Annotated in this window: 13 protein-coding genes and 1 tRNA gene; 7 read left to right on the top strand and 7 right to left on the bottom strand. The window is 63.0% G+C overall.

What is annotated here, in order from left to right; translation table 11 throughout:
- Positions 1-40: 40 nt before the first annotated feature.
- Positions 41-808 (bottom strand): DsbC family protein, encoded by a 768-nt coding sequence (locus J2X56_RS26175; RefSeq protein ID WP_121040538.1) that lies wholly within the window; start codon positions 806-808, stop codon positions 41-43.
- Positions 809-989: 181 nt separating this feature from the next.
- Complete coding sequence (locus J2X56_RS26170) at positions 990-2,222, bottom strand: UbiH/UbiF family hydroxylase (protein ID WP_310164027.1); 1,233 nt, start codon at positions 2,220-2,222, stop codon at positions 990-992.
- An 85-nt stretch (positions 2,223-2,307) separates the two neighbouring features.
- Between J2X56_RS26170 and J2X56_RS26165 the strand changes: the two genes are divergently transcribed.
- The 3 genes from J2X56_RS26165 (at position 2,308) to J2X56_RS26155 (ending at position 3,485) form a co-directional block, all read left to right on the top strand.
- Positions 2,308-2,383, top strand: a tRNA-Phe gene (locus J2X56_RS26165).
- Between the two features lie 302 nt (positions 2,384-2,685).
- On the top strand, positions 2,686-3,117 hold the full coding sequence (locus J2X56_RS26160) for an STM2901 family protein (protein ID WP_310164025.1): 432 nt from the start codon (positions 2,686-2,688) through the stop codon (positions 3,115-3,117).
- A gap of 23 nt (positions 3,118-3,140) precedes the next feature.
- Entirely contained in the window at positions 3,141-3,485 is a 345-nt protein-coding gene (locus J2X56_RS26155; protein ID WP_310164022.1) for a DUF1493 family protein, read from the top strand.
- A gap of 90 nt (positions 3,486-3,575) precedes the next feature.
- Here the strand turns inward: J2X56_RS26155 and J2X56_RS26150 are convergent, their stop codons facing one another.
- Entirely contained in the window at positions 3,576-4,340 is a 765-nt protein-coding gene (locus J2X56_RS26150) for an OmpA family protein (protein ID WP_310164019.1), read from the bottom strand.
- Positions 4,341-4,347: 7 nt separating this feature from the next.
- The gene (locus J2X56_RS26145; RefSeq protein WP_310164017.1) at positions 4,348-5,043 is read right to left on the bottom strand and encodes a hypothetical protein; all 696 of its coding nucleotides are present in this window, start codon (positions 5,041-5,043) and stop codon (positions 4,348-4,350) included.
- Positions 5,044-5,247: 204 nt separating this feature from the next.
- Here J2X56_RS26145 and J2X56_RS26140 point away from each other — a divergent pair, with 204 nt between their 5' ends.
- Together J2X56_RS26140 and J2X56_RS26135 are read left to right on the top strand one after the other, a co-directional pair.
- Positions 5,248-8,604 (top strand): autotransporter domain-containing protein, encoded by a 3,357-nt coding sequence (locus J2X56_RS26140; protein ID WP_310164013.1) that lies wholly within the window; start codon positions 5,248-5,250, stop codon positions 8,602-8,604.
- Positions 8,605-8,677: 73 nt separating this feature from the next.
- Positions 8,678-9,538 carry an alpha/beta hydrolase gene (locus tag J2X56_RS26135; protein ID WP_209569367.1) on the top strand — a complete coding sequence of 287 codons (861 nt, stop codon included), beginning with the start codon at positions 8,678-8,680 and terminating at the stop codon, positions 9,536-9,538.
- Between the two features lie 101 nt (positions 9,539-9,639).
- Here the strand turns inward: J2X56_RS26135 and mqo are convergent, their stop codons facing one another.
- Positions 9,640-11,289, bottom strand: coding sequence for a malate dehydrogenase (quinone) (gene mqo, locus J2X56_RS26130; protein ID WP_034341505.1), 1,650 nt, complete (start codon positions 11,287-11,289; stop codon positions 9,640-9,642).
- Between the two features lie 502 nt (positions 11,290-11,791).
- Here mqo and cheD point away from each other — a divergent pair.
- Together cheD and J2X56_RS26120 are read left to right on the top strand one after the other, a co-directional pair.
- Complete coding sequence (gene cheD / locus J2X56_RS26125; RefSeq protein WP_310164006.1) at positions 11,792-12,403, top strand: chemoreceptor glutamine deamidase CheD; 612 nt, start codon at positions 11,792-11,794, stop codon at positions 12,401-12,403.
- A 132-nt stretch (positions 12,404-12,535) separates the two neighbouring features.
- The gene (locus J2X56_RS26120) at positions 12,536-13,018 is read left to right on the top strand and encodes an addiction module antidote protein (RefSeq protein WP_310164004.1); all 483 of its coding nucleotides are present in this window, start codon (positions 12,536-12,538) and stop codon (positions 13,016-13,018) included.
- A 91-nt stretch (positions 13,019-13,109) separates the two neighbouring features.
- Here the strand turns inward: J2X56_RS26120 and otnI are convergent, their stop codons facing one another.
- Both otnI and J2X56_RS26110 read right to left on the bottom strand, forming a co-directional pair.
- On the bottom strand, positions 13,110-13,913 hold the full coding sequence (otnI, locus tag J2X56_RS26115; protein ID WP_008332711.1) for a 2-oxo-tetronate isomerase: 804 nt from the start codon (positions 13,911-13,913) through the stop codon (positions 13,110-13,112).
- A 129-nt stretch (positions 13,914-14,042) separates the two neighbouring features.
- A complete protein-coding gene (locus J2X56_RS26110) occupies positions 14,043-15,356 on the bottom strand; it encodes an MFS transporter (RefSeq protein WP_204726991.1) in 1,314 nt (437 codons plus the stop codon).
- Between the last annotated feature and the right edge of the window lie 34 nt (positions 15,357-15,390).

Here is a 15,390-nt window from a genome sequence, read left to right as displayed (position 1 = left end):
AAGGGCGCTCGACATGCGAGCGCCCTTTTTGTTGATCCGCTTACTTCAGCGAAGACAGTTTCTGTTCCAGTCCCTTGGCATCGACCGCGCCAGGAATGCGCGAGCCATCGGCAAAGAAAATGGTCGGCGTGCCGGTGACCTTGAGCTTCTTGCCCAGGGCCAGCACCTCTTCATGCGGGGCGTTGCAGGAGGCGGCAGCGGCCGGTGCTTCCTTGCCGCTCACCATCCACTCGTTCCAGGCCTTGCTCGGATTGGGTGCGCACCAGATGTTGCGCGACTTCACGATGGAATCCGGCGAGAGAATGTTGTACTGGAAGGTGTAGTAGGTGATGTTGTCCACTTCCTGCAGAGTCTTGTGCAGGCGCTTGCAGTAGATGCAGTTGGGATCCTCGAAGATGGCGATCACGCGCTTGCCGTTGCCCTTGACGGTCTTGATGGCCTTGTCCAGCGGCAGGGCCGAGAACGGCGTCTGGTTCAGCGAATCGATCTTTTCCTTGGTGTAGTCGCGATAGGTCTGCGAATCGACCACGCGGCCGATGAAGAGATACTGGGCCTTGGCATCGGTGTAGATGACGTCGCCATCGATCTGGATTTCATAGAGACCGGCATAGGGCGTCTTGGTGACGGCATCGACCTTGGCATCCTTGCCCAGGCGCGGCTCGATGAGCTTCTTGATGGTGGCCTCGGTGCTGTCGGCGGCCTCGGCTTGCGCATGGGCGCTCACGCCCACGACGGTGGAAGCCAGCAGCACTGCCGCCATGCTCAGATGGCGCAAGGAGCTCGCACCTGCGGTCAAAAATTTTTTCATACTCGTCCTGATTCAAATCAAACGCGCGCCCAATCTTCGGAACGTCGGCCGCAAAGCCGCGCCGGGACTGGGTTCGCACATGTCTTTCAACAATGTAGGGGGAAGGTGTTGCGCTGGCGAAGACAGGCATCGTACCGCCGCGCTTCGCCAGAGGCCCTACCTTACCTGAAATCACCGTCCCTTACTGCCCCAGCGCATGGGCAATGAGGCGGCGTTTCAGGATGGGCAGATGGTTGACCAGGCTCATGCCGAGGTTGCGCACCAGGCGCACCGGCTCGGCCTCGGTGGAGAAGAGGCGATGCAGGCCGTCTGTTGCGATCTGCATCAGCAGCACTTCTTCCTTGCGGGCGCGGGCATAGCGGCGCAGCACGCGCTCGTCGCCGCAGTCGTACTGCGGTTCACGCTTGAGCAGGATGTCGATCAACGCGGCCACATCGCCGAAGCCCAGGTTCATGCCGTGGCCGGCCATGGGGTGCACGACGTGGGCGGCGTCGCCGATCAGGGCCACGCGCGGGGCGATCATCGCGTGCGGCTTGATCAGGCGCAGCGGGAAGGCCTTGGCCACTTCGGGCTGCAGCGGCGTGAGCGTGCCCAGCACAGGAGCGGCCCACTGGGCCAGGCGTTCGGCCAGGGCCGACAACGGCAGCTGCAGCAATTGATCGGCCAGCGCTTGCGGCGCGGACCAGACCAGCGAGACGCGGTTGCCCGGCAGCGGCAGCAGGGCGATCACGCCTTCGGTCGGGCTGAACCACTGATAGGCCACGCCGCGATGGGGCAGCTCGCAGGAGAAATTGGTGACGATGGCATTCTGGCCGTAGGCGCGGTAATCGAGGCCGATATCGCACTGGCCGCGCACCCAGGAGTTGGCGCCGTCGGCACCGACCACCAGCGCGGCCGACAGCGACTGGCCGGATTCCAGCGTCAGGGTGGCGCTTTCACCGGCCACTGCCAGCGCGGTGGCGCGGCCGTGCAGCACGCGCACGTTGGGGGCGAAGCGCAGGGCGGCGTCGAGCGCCTGGTCGAGGTTGCGGTCCTCGACGATCCAGGCCAGGGCATCGGTGCGGGCGGCATAGGCATCGAAGGAAAGCAGGCCGGGGCGGGCTTTCTCGGGCAGGCCATCGCCATGCACGGTCATGTTGTCCACCGGCGCGATGCGGGCGGCATCCATGGCGTCCCAGACGCGCACCGAGGACAGCAGGCGGTGCGCGGTATGGTTGAGGGCGTAGACGCGCACGTCCCAGCTGGCGGGGTCGGGCGTGGCGGACGCAGGCGGAGGGGCCAGCAGGGTCACCTTGAAGCCCGCCTGGGCCAGCCCCAGCGCCGCCGTCTTGCCGACCGCGCCGTCGCCGACGATACAAATGTCAGTGCCAGACGCAGCCGGCGAAGAAGTATGGGTGTGTGCTTGGGTAGTCATGCTGGCGATTATAAACGGGGTGGCGAAAACTATTTTTCAAAAAGGACTTGCATAATTTTTTAAAGTGTCTATACTTGTCCGTCTTGGCCTGGTAGCTCAGTTGGTAGAGCAGAGGATTGAAAATCCTTGTGTCGGTGGTTCGATTCCGCCCCGGGCCACCAAGTTACAAGAAAAACGCCAACCTTCGGGTTGGCGTTTTTCGTTTCTGCACCAACTTTCTTTGGCTCACTCGGGCTTGCTCCTTCTCCGGCCCACATCCCCACCCATCTCGCAAGCAGCGAACTGATTCGTTGCCGGCATAGACTCCGGCAACCGAGTCAAGCCTGGCATCGGTGCATAGAACCAGTACAACTCACGAGATGGAGTCTGCCGATACTCGCTTGCCTCTTGATGCAGATTCCAGAACTCAGTCGTTTGCACTCAGTCTGATCGCGGTTCCCCTTAACACGCGAAAACGACAATCATGGACAATACCTACAGCTTTGGCCTGCATACCCAACTTTCCCCTAACGAGCTGCTCTTCTACGTCTTCATCGATGAAACGTGCAAAGAGTTTGGCGTAGACGATGTCAGTGCCGCGGCCGCTGCTCTCGCCGGTCGACATCGGATTCCCGGCAGAACCAAGCCTTCCGGCGCCACGAAACAGACATCGGTGGCGTCCATCGTGGGACGCAGATCTCTCAACGGCGACTTGAAAAGGAAGATTCTTCCCACGCTCAACAACCAAAGCATCAAAGCGCTGAACACGCTGATGACAAAGAATATCGGCAAGTGCGTCGGTCGTGCCCTTCCCCTGATTGGGTATGCGGTGTCGGCCCATAACGTCGCGTCGATCAAGAGCCGTTCCGTTGCGAACTATAATCGCCGGGTCAGAACGGAAGACAAGGTCTTGTGATACGCGCTATCGCTTGGGAAAGATTGGAAGCTTGGGTCCGCAAGGAAAATGCCACTAGCCCTAAAAAGCGACTGACTCGGGATACTCAACTTGACGACGATCTGGATGTTACCGGCGATGAGGCTGACGATTTCATGGAGCACTTCTTTGAAGAATTCTCCATCGACTACGGGGACTACAATTTTGATCATTATTTTGTCCCCGAAGGCTTCAGCCCGCTCGAGATTTTCCTGCTCATGATCTCGAAGAAAAAGCGAGCTTCCTACGACAGGCCACCCATCACCCTCGGCATGCTCTATCAAGCAGCCCTTGATGGCCGATGGGATTGCGCCCGCCTGGATTCACTGTCATCACTTTCGCAGGCTTGAATCAACGCAACCCATCACACCAGCTGATAACACAAAAACAGAAAAACAAAACCGAATTGATCGCAACGTGCGCAACGTCACGACCTCCGATCAATTCCTCTCCCCCCCATTGACGAACCGCACCTCCACCCGCCGGTTGCGTTCATCACTGGCCGTCAATCCCTGCAGCGGCTGCGAATCCCCATACCCCGCCACGATCACGCGGCGCGCTGCTTCCGGCGCACTGCGTCCGATCAGCAGCAAACGCGCCTCGCGCGCACGCGCGGCCGACAGCGTGAAGTTGTCATCGTAGACCGTGCAATACGCGCGTACATCGGTCACCGGTGCCTTCACCGGCTTGTCATCCGTGTGGCCTTCCACATAGATGCGGCCCGCCGGATGCTGCTGCAAATATTCCGCAATGCGCTCCTCGACCTGTGCAAACGCGGCCCGCGCTTCCGGCTCCACGCAAGCACTGCCGCGACGGAACGCGCCCTCTTTCAAGGTGATCTTCCCCGCCTCGGTATCCACCGCCACCAGGTTGGAAGCGCCCTGCTGCGCAAACACCGTCTGCACCTGGCGCAACACGACCGTCAATCCCGGTCCGTCGGATTCGCGCCGGGCCGTCGTCGGCGCGGCCGGCGGTGGTGCAGCTTCAGCCGCTGCAGGCGCCGGTGGGGTGGGTGCTGCAGCAGGCAAGGGGGCAGCCGGTGCCGGTGCCGGCGTCGAAGCGGATGCCACCTGCGGTGCCTCCGCACGCAGCTGCGCAATCTCGGGACCACCCGCCCGGCTCACCGCCAGCAGGACGATCAATACCCCCGCCAGCGCCGCCATCAGCCCGGTAGCCGCGACCCATTCGTGATCGGATTGACTCATCGCCGCCTCAGGAAGAACGTCCGGACTGGCGCTGCATCACTTCCAGCCACTCGCCATGGCGCAGATGCGCGCGCTGCGCCTCGGCCTGTTGTGCCGCCAGCAGGGCTTGTCCGCTTTGCTTGATGGCGTCGACCAGACGTTGCTGTTCTTCTGCATGTTGCACCGCCTGCGCTTGCGCAGCCGCAGTGGCCACGTCCCTGAGAATGCCGATGCTCCACGCCAGCCGCGCCTGCTCATGCCCGCGCAAGATCATCCAGGACTTCAGAATCAGAAACGCCAGCATGCTCCACGCGGCAATCTTGAACTTGCTGCCCAGCGCATCGATTACCGCTCCCAGCGCACCCGGTGCAGCCTGTGGTCCAAGCACGCCGGCCGTCGCCGTCAAGGCCAGGCCCAGGCCGATGAAGGTCCCCAGCAAACCCAGCATCAGGATCAAGCCCGGCATCGCGGCAGCCCAACGTTCCGGCGCAGTGGCCACGGCCTGGCTCAGTTCGTCCGGAGTGGTCGTCGCAGGCAGAGGCCCGCGCTCACCGGTCAGCGCTTGCCACCGCGCCTGCCACTGTGCAGGCCGGGCGCTGCGTGAAAGCAGCAGCGGCAGTGCGATCACCAGCAACAGCAACACCAGCGCAAACACCCACTGCAGGCCGCCATAGGCCGTGCCATCCCATTGCGGCAGCAGGAAACTCCACAGCGATTTATCCATGAACAGCCCCTGTCTGCATGACGAACCTTCCCATCCTTGCTCCCCCTCTTCTTTACATTGTCAGCGTCTTGTCACGACAGGAGATTATCAGAAAGACCACACTGAGGGACGAAAAGCCCCGCGCAGCCGACCGATGTAATGGTCCGGTCACAAGTTGTCAGCAAACTTTCAGTTCTTGACAACTTGCTACCAATTTCTTTGCACATGGCCCGCTCTTCTTTACCTCTTCGCCTGCTTCCGCTGGCCCTGGCCCTGCAAGCCATCCATGCCCCTGCCCAGGCGGCCAACTACACGGTGGCCAACGGCACGACCGACACCAGCGCCAAGACCCTGACCAAGAACGGTGCCGATACCATCACCGTCAATGCCGGCGGCACCCTGGCTTCCGGCAGCGCGGCCACCATCCGCACCTCGCAGGACAACGACAACCTCAGCACCGTCACCATCAACAACGCCGGCACCATCGGCCAGAACAGCGGCCTGACAGCCATCAGCATCAACCACAAGAAGGTCAACCTGATCCTCAACAACGCCGCTGGCGGCGTCATCACCAGCTCCTCCAGCAGCGCCAAGACACCGACCATCCTGATCGGCAAGGGCAGCGATACCTTCTCCATCGTCAACCTCGGCACCATCTCGCAGACCGGCCCCACGCCCACCAATGCGGACAACGGCAAGAACTACGCCATCAATGCCAACGGCGACTACTCCACCGCCGGCAATACCATCGTCAACGGCTCGGCCAGCAACAGCAGCGCCACCATCAGTTCGTCGAGTTCGAGCGCGATCAAGATGGGCTCCAACATTCTGCTGACCAACTACGGACGCATCTTCACTACCAGCCCGGTCAACACCTCCTGTCCGGATTACCTGTCGGCCTGTGCCAGCGGCTCGCCTCCGAAAGCGGCCGATGGCATCTCCATCGACGACGGCATCCGCAATGCGGTCATCGTCAACTACGGCAGCATCACCGGTGCGCGCCACGGCATCGATGGCGGTAATCCGGTGGCCGCCACACCAGACAGCAATCTCGCCAATGCCATCCAGCTCACGCCGCGCCTGAGCGCCACCGGCATCACCTTCGACGCCACCTATGCCGATGGCAGCACGCGCAGCAACGTGACCATCAGCAACAACGTGGTGATCAACCAGGCCGGCGGCGTCATCACCGGCAACAATGGCTCAGGCGTGGGCTTCGACAGCCATGGCGTGGTCTTCAACTACGGCACCATCATCGGCAACTACGCCGGCAGCGGACGCGTGTATGACGTGCTCGGCAATGGCGCTACCACCAGCAATGGCGACGGCGACGGCGTCGATATCGACGGCACCGCCTATATCGAAAACTGGGGGACCATCCGTGGCAATGGCGCAGGCGGCCTCGATTCCACCGGCCAGCCAAACGGTGCCGATGGCATCGCCGCCGGCGGTGGCACCATCATCAACCACGCGGGCGCGGTGATCTATGGCGATGCCCACGGCATCCTCATCGACGATGGCAATGACTGGTCCAAGGACCCGAGCAATCCGCGCATCACCTACAACAACGGCAACACCACCGGGCGCGGCACCGGCGGGGCCAGTGGCGTCAGTGGTGCCAAGGCGTATATCGTCAACGACGGCAGCATCACCGGCAACAAGGGCATCGCCATCGGTCTGGTCGGCAATTACGATGACACGCTCATCAACAACGCCAGCGGCGTCATCACCGGCGGCGCCCAGGCCACGCTCACCGGCCAGGGTGGCAGCACCGTACCGGGCGCGGCGGTGCAGATGGGCGGCGGCAACGATACGCTGATCAACTACGGCCGCATCGAAGGCAAGAATGGTCTGGCCATCGACATGGGCGACGGCGACGATTCACTGCAACTGCTGGGTGGCACCGTGATCGGCACCATCAATGGCGGCGCAGGCATCGACACGCTCACCACCGGCGGCACGCAAACCTTTGCGGCCGGGGTGCTGTCGGGCTTCGAAAACTACGTCGTGCGCGACGGCGTCACGCGCTTCAATTACGACCTCGGCACCGTCAGCAACATGACCGTCAACCAGGGTGCGGTACTGCAGGTCAATGGCGCCTTCGGCACCAGCGGCAACCTCGCCATCAATGGCGTATTCCAGGCGGCGGAGGGTACGGCCACGCGCACCGTCAACGTCGGCGGCAATCTCTCCGTGGGCAGCAACGGGACCCTGCAGGTGGCCGTGGCGGGACCGCAGGCCGATCGGATCAATGCAGCCGGCAGCGCCACGCTGGCCAACGGTGCGACCCTGCAGCCGGTGGTCAAGACCTATGTCCCCAATACCGCACGCTGGACCATCCTCTCGGCCGCAAGCGGCCTGTCGGTCGATGTGTCGACGATCCAGCTGGCCGACACCGCCACGCTGGACTACGGTCTGCAAGTCTCGGGCAATGACCTGATCCTCACCGCCCGGCGCACCGCCAGCGTGAGCGACGTCAGCGGCAGCCCGCTGGGCCGCGCGCTCGACGCGCTCGGCAACAACAGCAGCAACGCCCAGGTGCAGAACCTGCTGGCCTCGCTGGATGCCTTGCCCACGGCCGCCGCCTATCGCAGCGCGGTGCGCCAGTTGCAACCGGAAACCAATCGCGCCAGCCAGCAGGCGGCGCAGGTCTCCATGGGCAGCGTCTTCTCGGCCGTGGCCGGACGCGTGGACAGCGCACGCGGCGATGCGCCCGTGGCCAGCCAGGGTGGCAGCGGCGTGGCCACCGGCGAAGCCGCCGCACGCGGCCGTGTCTGGCTGCAAGGTCTCGGTGCCTGGGGCCGACAGCAGGCTCGCGCCGGCGCTGATGGCTATGATGTCAGCGCCTACGGCATGGCCGCCGGCATGGAGACCGACCTCTCCGCCCGCGAAGTGGCCGGCCTCACGCTCGGCTACACGCGTGCCGGCACGCGTGGCAGCGACAACGCCAGCGGCAATGACGTCAACGTCGATGCGGTGCATGTGGGCGGCTACGTTGGCCTGGACATGGATGGCTGGACGCTCGACGGCGCGCTCATGGTGGGCGGCAATCATTACAGCAGCCAGCGTGCCATCAGCTTCCTCGGCCAGACCGTCAGCGGCAGCTACAACGGCTGGCAGGTCGGTGCCCGCGTGGAAGCCGGCCTGCCCTTCGCCCTCAGCCAGCGCTGGTCGGGCCGCTGGCTGGCCGGCCTGCGGCTGTCGCACCTGAGCAATGAGGGCTACACCGAAAGCGGCAATGCGGCGCTGGCGCAGAACGTGGAGTCCAGCCGTGCCAATTCGGTACAGCCGACCCTGGGCGTGGAATTCAATCGCCTGAGCGACAACGGCGACCGCCTGCAACTGCGTGCACGCTACCTGCACGAGCTGGCGGGCAACCCGGATGTCACCGCCAGCTTCGTGGCCGGCGGCCCCAGCTTCACCACCGCCAGCACCGCACCCAATCGCGATGCCGTGCAACTGGGCGTGAGCTATCGCTTCAACGGGGCCCAGGGCAGCTATGGCACGCTCGGCTATGACGCCGAAGTCCGCGACCGCTCGCTGATGCATCAACTGACCGCACGTGTGGGCTGGCTGTTCTGATGCTGACCTGCCCATGAAACAAGGCCCGCAGCTTGCGCTTGCGGGCCTTTTTCACTCCGGCGACAATCGCCCGATGCGCTCCTCTTTCCTCTCCCGGTTCCGGCTACCCCGCCCTGCCCTGGCCCTCGCCAGCCTCGCCCTGCTGGCCGGCTGCGCCAGCGATCCCGATCTCGTGCAACGTGCCGATGCCCTGGTCGCACCTGCCGGCCTGCAACGCGAGGAAGTCCGCGGCGGCCCCTTCGTGCTGACGGCCTACGTGCACGCGCGCCCGAAAGCCCCGCTGTTGCGCGTGTATCTGGAAGGCGATGGCCGTGCCTGGATCACGCGCAATCAGGTCTCGCCCGATCCGACGCCCCATACCGCCATGGGCCTGCGCCTGGCCGCCAGCGATGGCGGCGACGTGGTGTATCTGGCGCGGCCCTGCCAGTTCACGCCGATGGCGCGCAATCCGATCTGCCAGCCGGAGTACTGGGCCGGCCTGCGCTATTCCCCGCTGGTGGTGAGTGCCATGGATGAGGCCCTGAGCCGCTATGTGGCGCGGCTGCAGCCGGCCCGGCTGGAGCTGGTGGGATTCTCGGGCGGCGGTGCCATCGCCGTGCTGCTGGCGGCGCGGCGCAAGGATGTGAGCGCCATCCGCACGGTGGCCGGCAACCTCGATCACGTGGCCGTCAATCAATGGCACAAGGTCTCGCAGATGCCAGGCTCGCTCAATCCCATCGATGTGGCGGCGCAGGTGGAGCGCATCCCGCAACTGCATGTGAGCGGTGCCGAGGATACCGTCATCCCCACTGCCATCACGCACAGTTTCGTCGACCAGGTCGGCCGCTGCGCCGGACTGGTGACCGTGCAGGGCATGGCGCACCAGAGCGAATGGGATCAACTCTGGCCCAGGCTGCTGGCAGTGCCCCTGCCTTGTGCGGCCAAGCGTTCCTGACCGATCCGCCATAAAAAATGGGTAGCCGGGAAAATCCGGGCTACCCATTTTTCTAACAAAACTTCATATCGTGATTGCCTGAAAAACAGGCAATCACGCCATCACAGCGCCATATCGGCCGATGCGTTGGCTTTTGGCTTTTCCATGCTGCCAGCCTTGCCGGTCTGGCCGGCCGCCTTGGGCGCGATCACCGGCGGCGGCATCAGTTGCAGCACGTCGGCGGTGTAGGCCCACTCCTTGGCGACCTGGTCCGGGTGGTCATTGAGCTTGGTGCCATAGCTGGGCACGATCTGGCGCACCTTCTGCTGCCATTCGGGCGTAGCCAGCTTGTCCTTGAAGACCTTCTGCAGCACGGTCAGCATGATCGGCGCGGCGGTCGAGGCACCGGGCGAGGCACCCAGCAGACCGGCGATGCTGCCATCGGCCGAGGCCACGATTTCGGTGCCCAGCTTCAGCACGCCACCCTTGGCCTCATCACGCTTGATGATCTGCACGCGCTGGCCGGCTTGCCACAGACGCCAGTCTTCCTTTTTGGCGTTGGGGAAGTATTCCTTGAGCGCGGCGAAACGCTGATCGTCGGACTGCATCAGCTGGCCGGCCAGGTATTCCACCAGCGGGTATTCATCGATACCGACACGGGCCATCGGCCAGACGTTGTGCGTGGTGGTCGCCGAGAACAGGTCCCACAGCGAGCCCTGCTTCAGGAACTTGGTCGAGAAGGTGGCGAAGGGGCCAAACAGGATCACGCGCTTGCCATCCAGCACACGGGTATCCAGGTGCGGCACCGACATCGGCGGCGCGCCCACGGAGGCCTTGCCATAGGCCTTGGCCAGGTGGCGCAGGGCGATGTCCTGGTTGTCGGTGATGAGGAAGGAGCCACCGACCGGGAAGGCCGCGTAGTCGCGTGCCTCGGGGATGCCGGACTTCTGCAGCAGCTTCAGGGCACCGCCACCGGCACCGATGAAGACGAACTTGGCATCGGTCTCGGTAGTGCTGCCATCCTTGAGGTTCTTGTAGACCACGCGCCAGGTGCCATCACCGTTGCGGGTGATGTCGCGCACTTCGCTGGAGAGCTTCAGGCCGAAGTTGGGACGCGTCTGCAGGTAGGCTGCGAACTGGCGGGTGATTTCGCCGAAGTTGACGTCGGTACCCAGCGGGGTCCAGGTGGCGGCCAGCTTCTGGTTGGGGTCGCGGCCTTCCATCATCAGCGGCACCCACTTCTTGATCTGCTCGTGGTCTTCCGAATACTGCATGCCGGCAAACAGCGGGCTGGCCTGCAGGGCTTCGTAGCGCTTCTTCAGGTAGGCGACATTGTCATCGCCCCAGATGAAGCTCATGTGCGGGGTGGAATTGATGAAGGAGCGCGGATTCTTCAGCACGCCGCTCTTGACCTGCCACGACCAGAACTGGCGCGAGATCTGGAAGGCTTCGTTGATCTCGATGGCCTTGGCGATCTGGATCTTGCCGTCCTTGTCTTCGGGCGTGTAGTTCAGTTCGGCCAGGGCCGAATGGCCGGTGCCGGCGTTGTTCCAGCCGTTGGAGCTTTCTTCGGCCACGCCATCGAGGCGTTCGACCATTTCCATCGACCAGCCCGGTTCCAGCTCATTGAGCCAGACCGCCAGGGTGGTGCTCATGATGCCGCCGCCGACCAGCAGCACGTCGACCTTCTTGACGTCCGCCGCCTGCGAAGCGGGCGTGACGACCAGCGCAACTACGAATCCCAGCAGGGCCAGGAAGGATTTTTTCAACATTGTCTAATCCATTTGTGATGAGAGAGGGCTGCCTCCCCTGCACAGTGGCGGGGAGTCGGACAACCGGTGCATGTCACAGGCCACAGCGCCTGCCGTGGAGGGCGGGCGCGAAAGCGCTGCGTCATGTGGGCCTTGCAGATCAATGCAAGCCCGGCCGGGCGTGGCCGCGCGGGGCCACGGCGCACGTACAGGCCTGTAGCCTGGGTGGTGCCTGCCGGTTTCAACTGCCTGTCCGATACCTGTCTCCGGCATTTGGGGAATGCCTGTACAAATCGTCTCCGTCAGAGCGGACCGGGATCGGGTCATGTCGAGGGGGCGCAGCGTACCACGGGACGGGAGCCCAAGGCGATTGCGGATATCCCCTATTAACGATGGTGCACAAGCATGCTCCGGGCTAGGGAATTCCCCGATATCGTGTGGGCCGTGCCTGACTGACAATGCATGGACCGCCAACACTCACCGTCCCTCATCGGGGCGCACACAAGAACGATCAGGGGCCCGTATGCAAACCGTCATCAACAAGCCGGAAAATTTCGCGTCGTATCGGTATCACGACCGGGCCTTCAATTGCGACACTGCCAAGATCCTGCCGGGCGAATATTTCTATACCGGCGAGGACATGATGATCGTGACCGTGCTGGGTTCCTGCGTCTCGGCCTGCCTGCGCGACCGCGTCAGCGGCGTGGGCGGGATGAACCATTTCATGCTGCCTGATGGCGGCGGCGAAGCCGACAGCCCGGTCTCGGCCTCGATGCGCTACGGCACCTATGCCATGGAAGTCTTGATCAACGACGTGCTCAAGGCCGGTGCCCGGCGCGAGAACCTGGAATGCAAGGTCTTCGGCGGTGGCGCGGTGCTGCGCGGCATGAACGCCATGAACGTGGGCGAACGCAATGCCGCCTTCGTCAAGAATTACCTGTCGGCCGAGAAAATCCGCGTGGTGGCCGAAGACCTCAACGACATCTGGCCGCGCAAGGTTCACTTCTTCCCGCGCACGGGCAAGGTGCTGGTCAAGAAGATCAGGGATGCCGCTGCCGATCTGGCCAGCCGTGAACGTGAATATGCGTCCAAGCTGCAGGCAAAGCCGGTGGGTGGGGAAATCGATTTGTTCTGATTCGCTCGGGACCGAGACGCGCCACTGCTGCCCCTTTCGTACATTCACGAAATTCGTCCAAGGAAATCATCGGCGTATGGTCGTCTGTATCCACGTGGATACAATGATTGCTCTCTCTAAAGGAGGGCTTCAGTGACTCACCGAAAAATCGATGGAAAAGAAGTGCGCATCTCCAACTTTGATCCGGCGAACTATCTCGACAGCAAAGAGACCATGGCAGCCTATCTGCAGACTGCGCTCGAAGAGAACGATCCTGACTTCCTGATGGCCGCACTCAATGACGTCATCCGCGCGCAGGGTATCGCGGAGGTGGCCGGCAAAGCAGGCTTGGGGCGTGAAAGCCTCTACAAGACCCTCAAGCCGGGTGCGGAGCCCAGGCTGGGCACCGTCCTTCGCTTGCTCGGAGCACTCGACCTGCGCTTGAGCATTGCCGCACCTCAGGGGGGGCGCAAAGCCAAACGATCCGGCACCGTAAAAACATCATCAGCCCAGGCTCCTGCAACAAAGAAACCGGCACCACGACGCGCCGCCATCACCAAGATGATACCGGTGAAAAAGCCCGGCACGACGCGTGCCACCAAGAGCGGAAAACAAGGCAACCCTATCTGCGCTTGAGCCCTGCGCAATCAAAGAAAATGCCGTCCGGCTCAACACCGGACGGCATTCTCACATCTCAGCCAGCTCCGGTTCCGGAGCCGTCAAGCCATCACTTCTTGAGCGTGGTCAGGCCTTGCTCAGCCAGCGCCTTCAACCACCCCAGTCCCGCCGAGGTCGCTCCCGCCGGGTTGTATTCGCAACCGATCCAGCCCTGGTAACCCAGGCTGTCGATCAGCTTGAGCAGATACGGATAGTTCAGCTCACCCACATCCGGCTCATGGCGCTCGGGCACACCGGCAATCTGGATGTGGCCAATGCCGGGCATGTCGCGCTTCAACTTCACGGCCACGTCACCTTCGACGATCTGGCAGTGGTAGCAGTCGAATTGCACCTTCAGGTTGGGCGCGCCCACTTCGGCACAGATGGCCTGGGCATCGTCCTGGCGATTCAGGAAGAAGCCCGGAATGTTGCGGGTGTTGATCGGCTCGATCACCACGGTCAGGCCGGCGGATTCGGCCTGGTGTGCCGCATACGACAGGTTGTCCAGATACACCGCACGGTGACGCGCGCGATCCTGCTCGGGCTTGATCAGGCCGGCCATCACGTGCAGGGTCTTGTTGCCGATGACGGAAGCGTACTTCAGCGCAGTCTCGATGCTGCGCTTGAATTCGTCTTCGCGGCCGGGCAGCGAGGCAATGCCGCGCTCGCCGGCGGCCCAGTCGCCCGGGGGCGCATTGAACAGCGCCTGGGTCAGGCCATTGGCCTCCAGGCGCGACTTGATCTCTTCAGGCTGATAGTCGTAGGGGAACAGGAACTCGACGCCGGAGAAGCCATCCTTGGCGGCGGCGGCGAAGCGGTCCAGGAAATCGTGTTCCACATACATCATGCTCAGGTTGGCGGCAAAACGCAGCATCGGATTCTCCTTGGTAACGAAGGGGCCAGTGTAGCGCGAACACTCTTGCGCGCGTCCACACAGGCAGAAGGTGCAGAAAACGTCAAAGCCCGCAGGCACAGGCATGCGGGCTTTGAACGGGACATCACATTACTTGTTGACCATGCCCGGCTTGGTGGCCAGCGTGGCAATCGAACCCACCACCAGCATCACTGCCAGCATGTACATGCCGGTAGCGTTGTTGTGGGTCAGGTCCTTCAGGTAGCCGATCAGGTAGGGGCTGACGAAACCGGCCAGGTTGCCCACCGAGTTGATGGCGGCAATACCGACAGCCGCCGCAGCTCCCGACAGGAAGGCGGTCGGGAGCGACCAGAACAGCGGTGCGCAGGTCAGCACGCCGGCCGCGGCCAGCGACAGCGATGCGATCGAGACCGCGGTGTTGTCGGCGAACAGCGCCGCACCCACGAAGCCCACGCCACCCATCAGGGCCGGGATCACCAGGTGCCAGCGACGCTCACGCATGCGGTCGGCGCTGCGGCCGATCAGGTTCATGGCGATGATGGCGCAGCCAAACGGAATGGCCGACAGCAAGCCGATTTCCAGGTTGCCCTTCACACCGGTGGCCTTGACCAGCGTCGGCATCCACAGTGTCAGGCCGTATTGACCCATGACGAAGGAGAAGTAGATCAGACACATCAGCCAGACACGCGCATCCTTCACGATGGCGCCGAAGCCGTGCTTGCTTTCCTTGCCCTTGGCATCGCCGTCGATGTCGGCTTGCAGGCTGGCCTTCTCTTCATCGGAGAGCCACTTGGCGCTCTTGACGTCGTTGTCCAGATACATCACCGTGGCCACGCCGATCAGGACCGCCGGAATGGCTTCGATCAGGAACATCCACTGCCAGCCTTCCAGGCCGCCATTGTTGTGGAACGCATCCATGATCCAGCCCGACAGCGGGTTGCCCAGGATGCCGGCCACCGGAATGCCGGACATGAAGACCGCGATCACCTTGGCACGGCGGTGCGAAGGGAACCAGTAGGTCAGGTACAGGATGATGCCGGGATAGAAACCGGCTTCGGCCAAGCCCAGCAGGAAGCGCAGGACGTAGAACTGGGTCGCGTTCTGCACGAACATGAAGGCCGCCGAGAGGATGCCCCAGGTGATCATGATGCGGGCGATCCAGATGCGCGCGCCGACCTTGTGCATCAGGATGTTGCTGGGCACTTCAAAGAGGAAGTAGCCGATGAAGAACAGGCCAGCGCCGAGACCGAAGACGGTCTCGGAAAAACCCAGGTCCTGCGACATCTGCAGCTTGGCGAAGCCGACGTTGACGCGATCCAGATACGCGATCACGTAGCACAGCATCAGGAACGGCATGATGCGCCAGAAGACTTTCTTGTACAGTCCGTCCTTGGATTTGTCGTTGACGTCGAGTCCGACGCCGGAAGTGCTTGCGGTGGTCATGGTGTTACATCTCCCTAAGAGTGTCGCGGCTGTC

Source organism: Herbaspirillum sp. 1173, assembly GCF_031455335.1.
Lineage (GTDB): Bacteria > Pseudomonadota > Gammaproteobacteria > Burkholderiales > Burkholderiaceae_D > Herbaspirillum > Herbaspirillum huttiense.
This window is presented reverse-complemented; position numbering and strand designations above follow the sequence as displayed.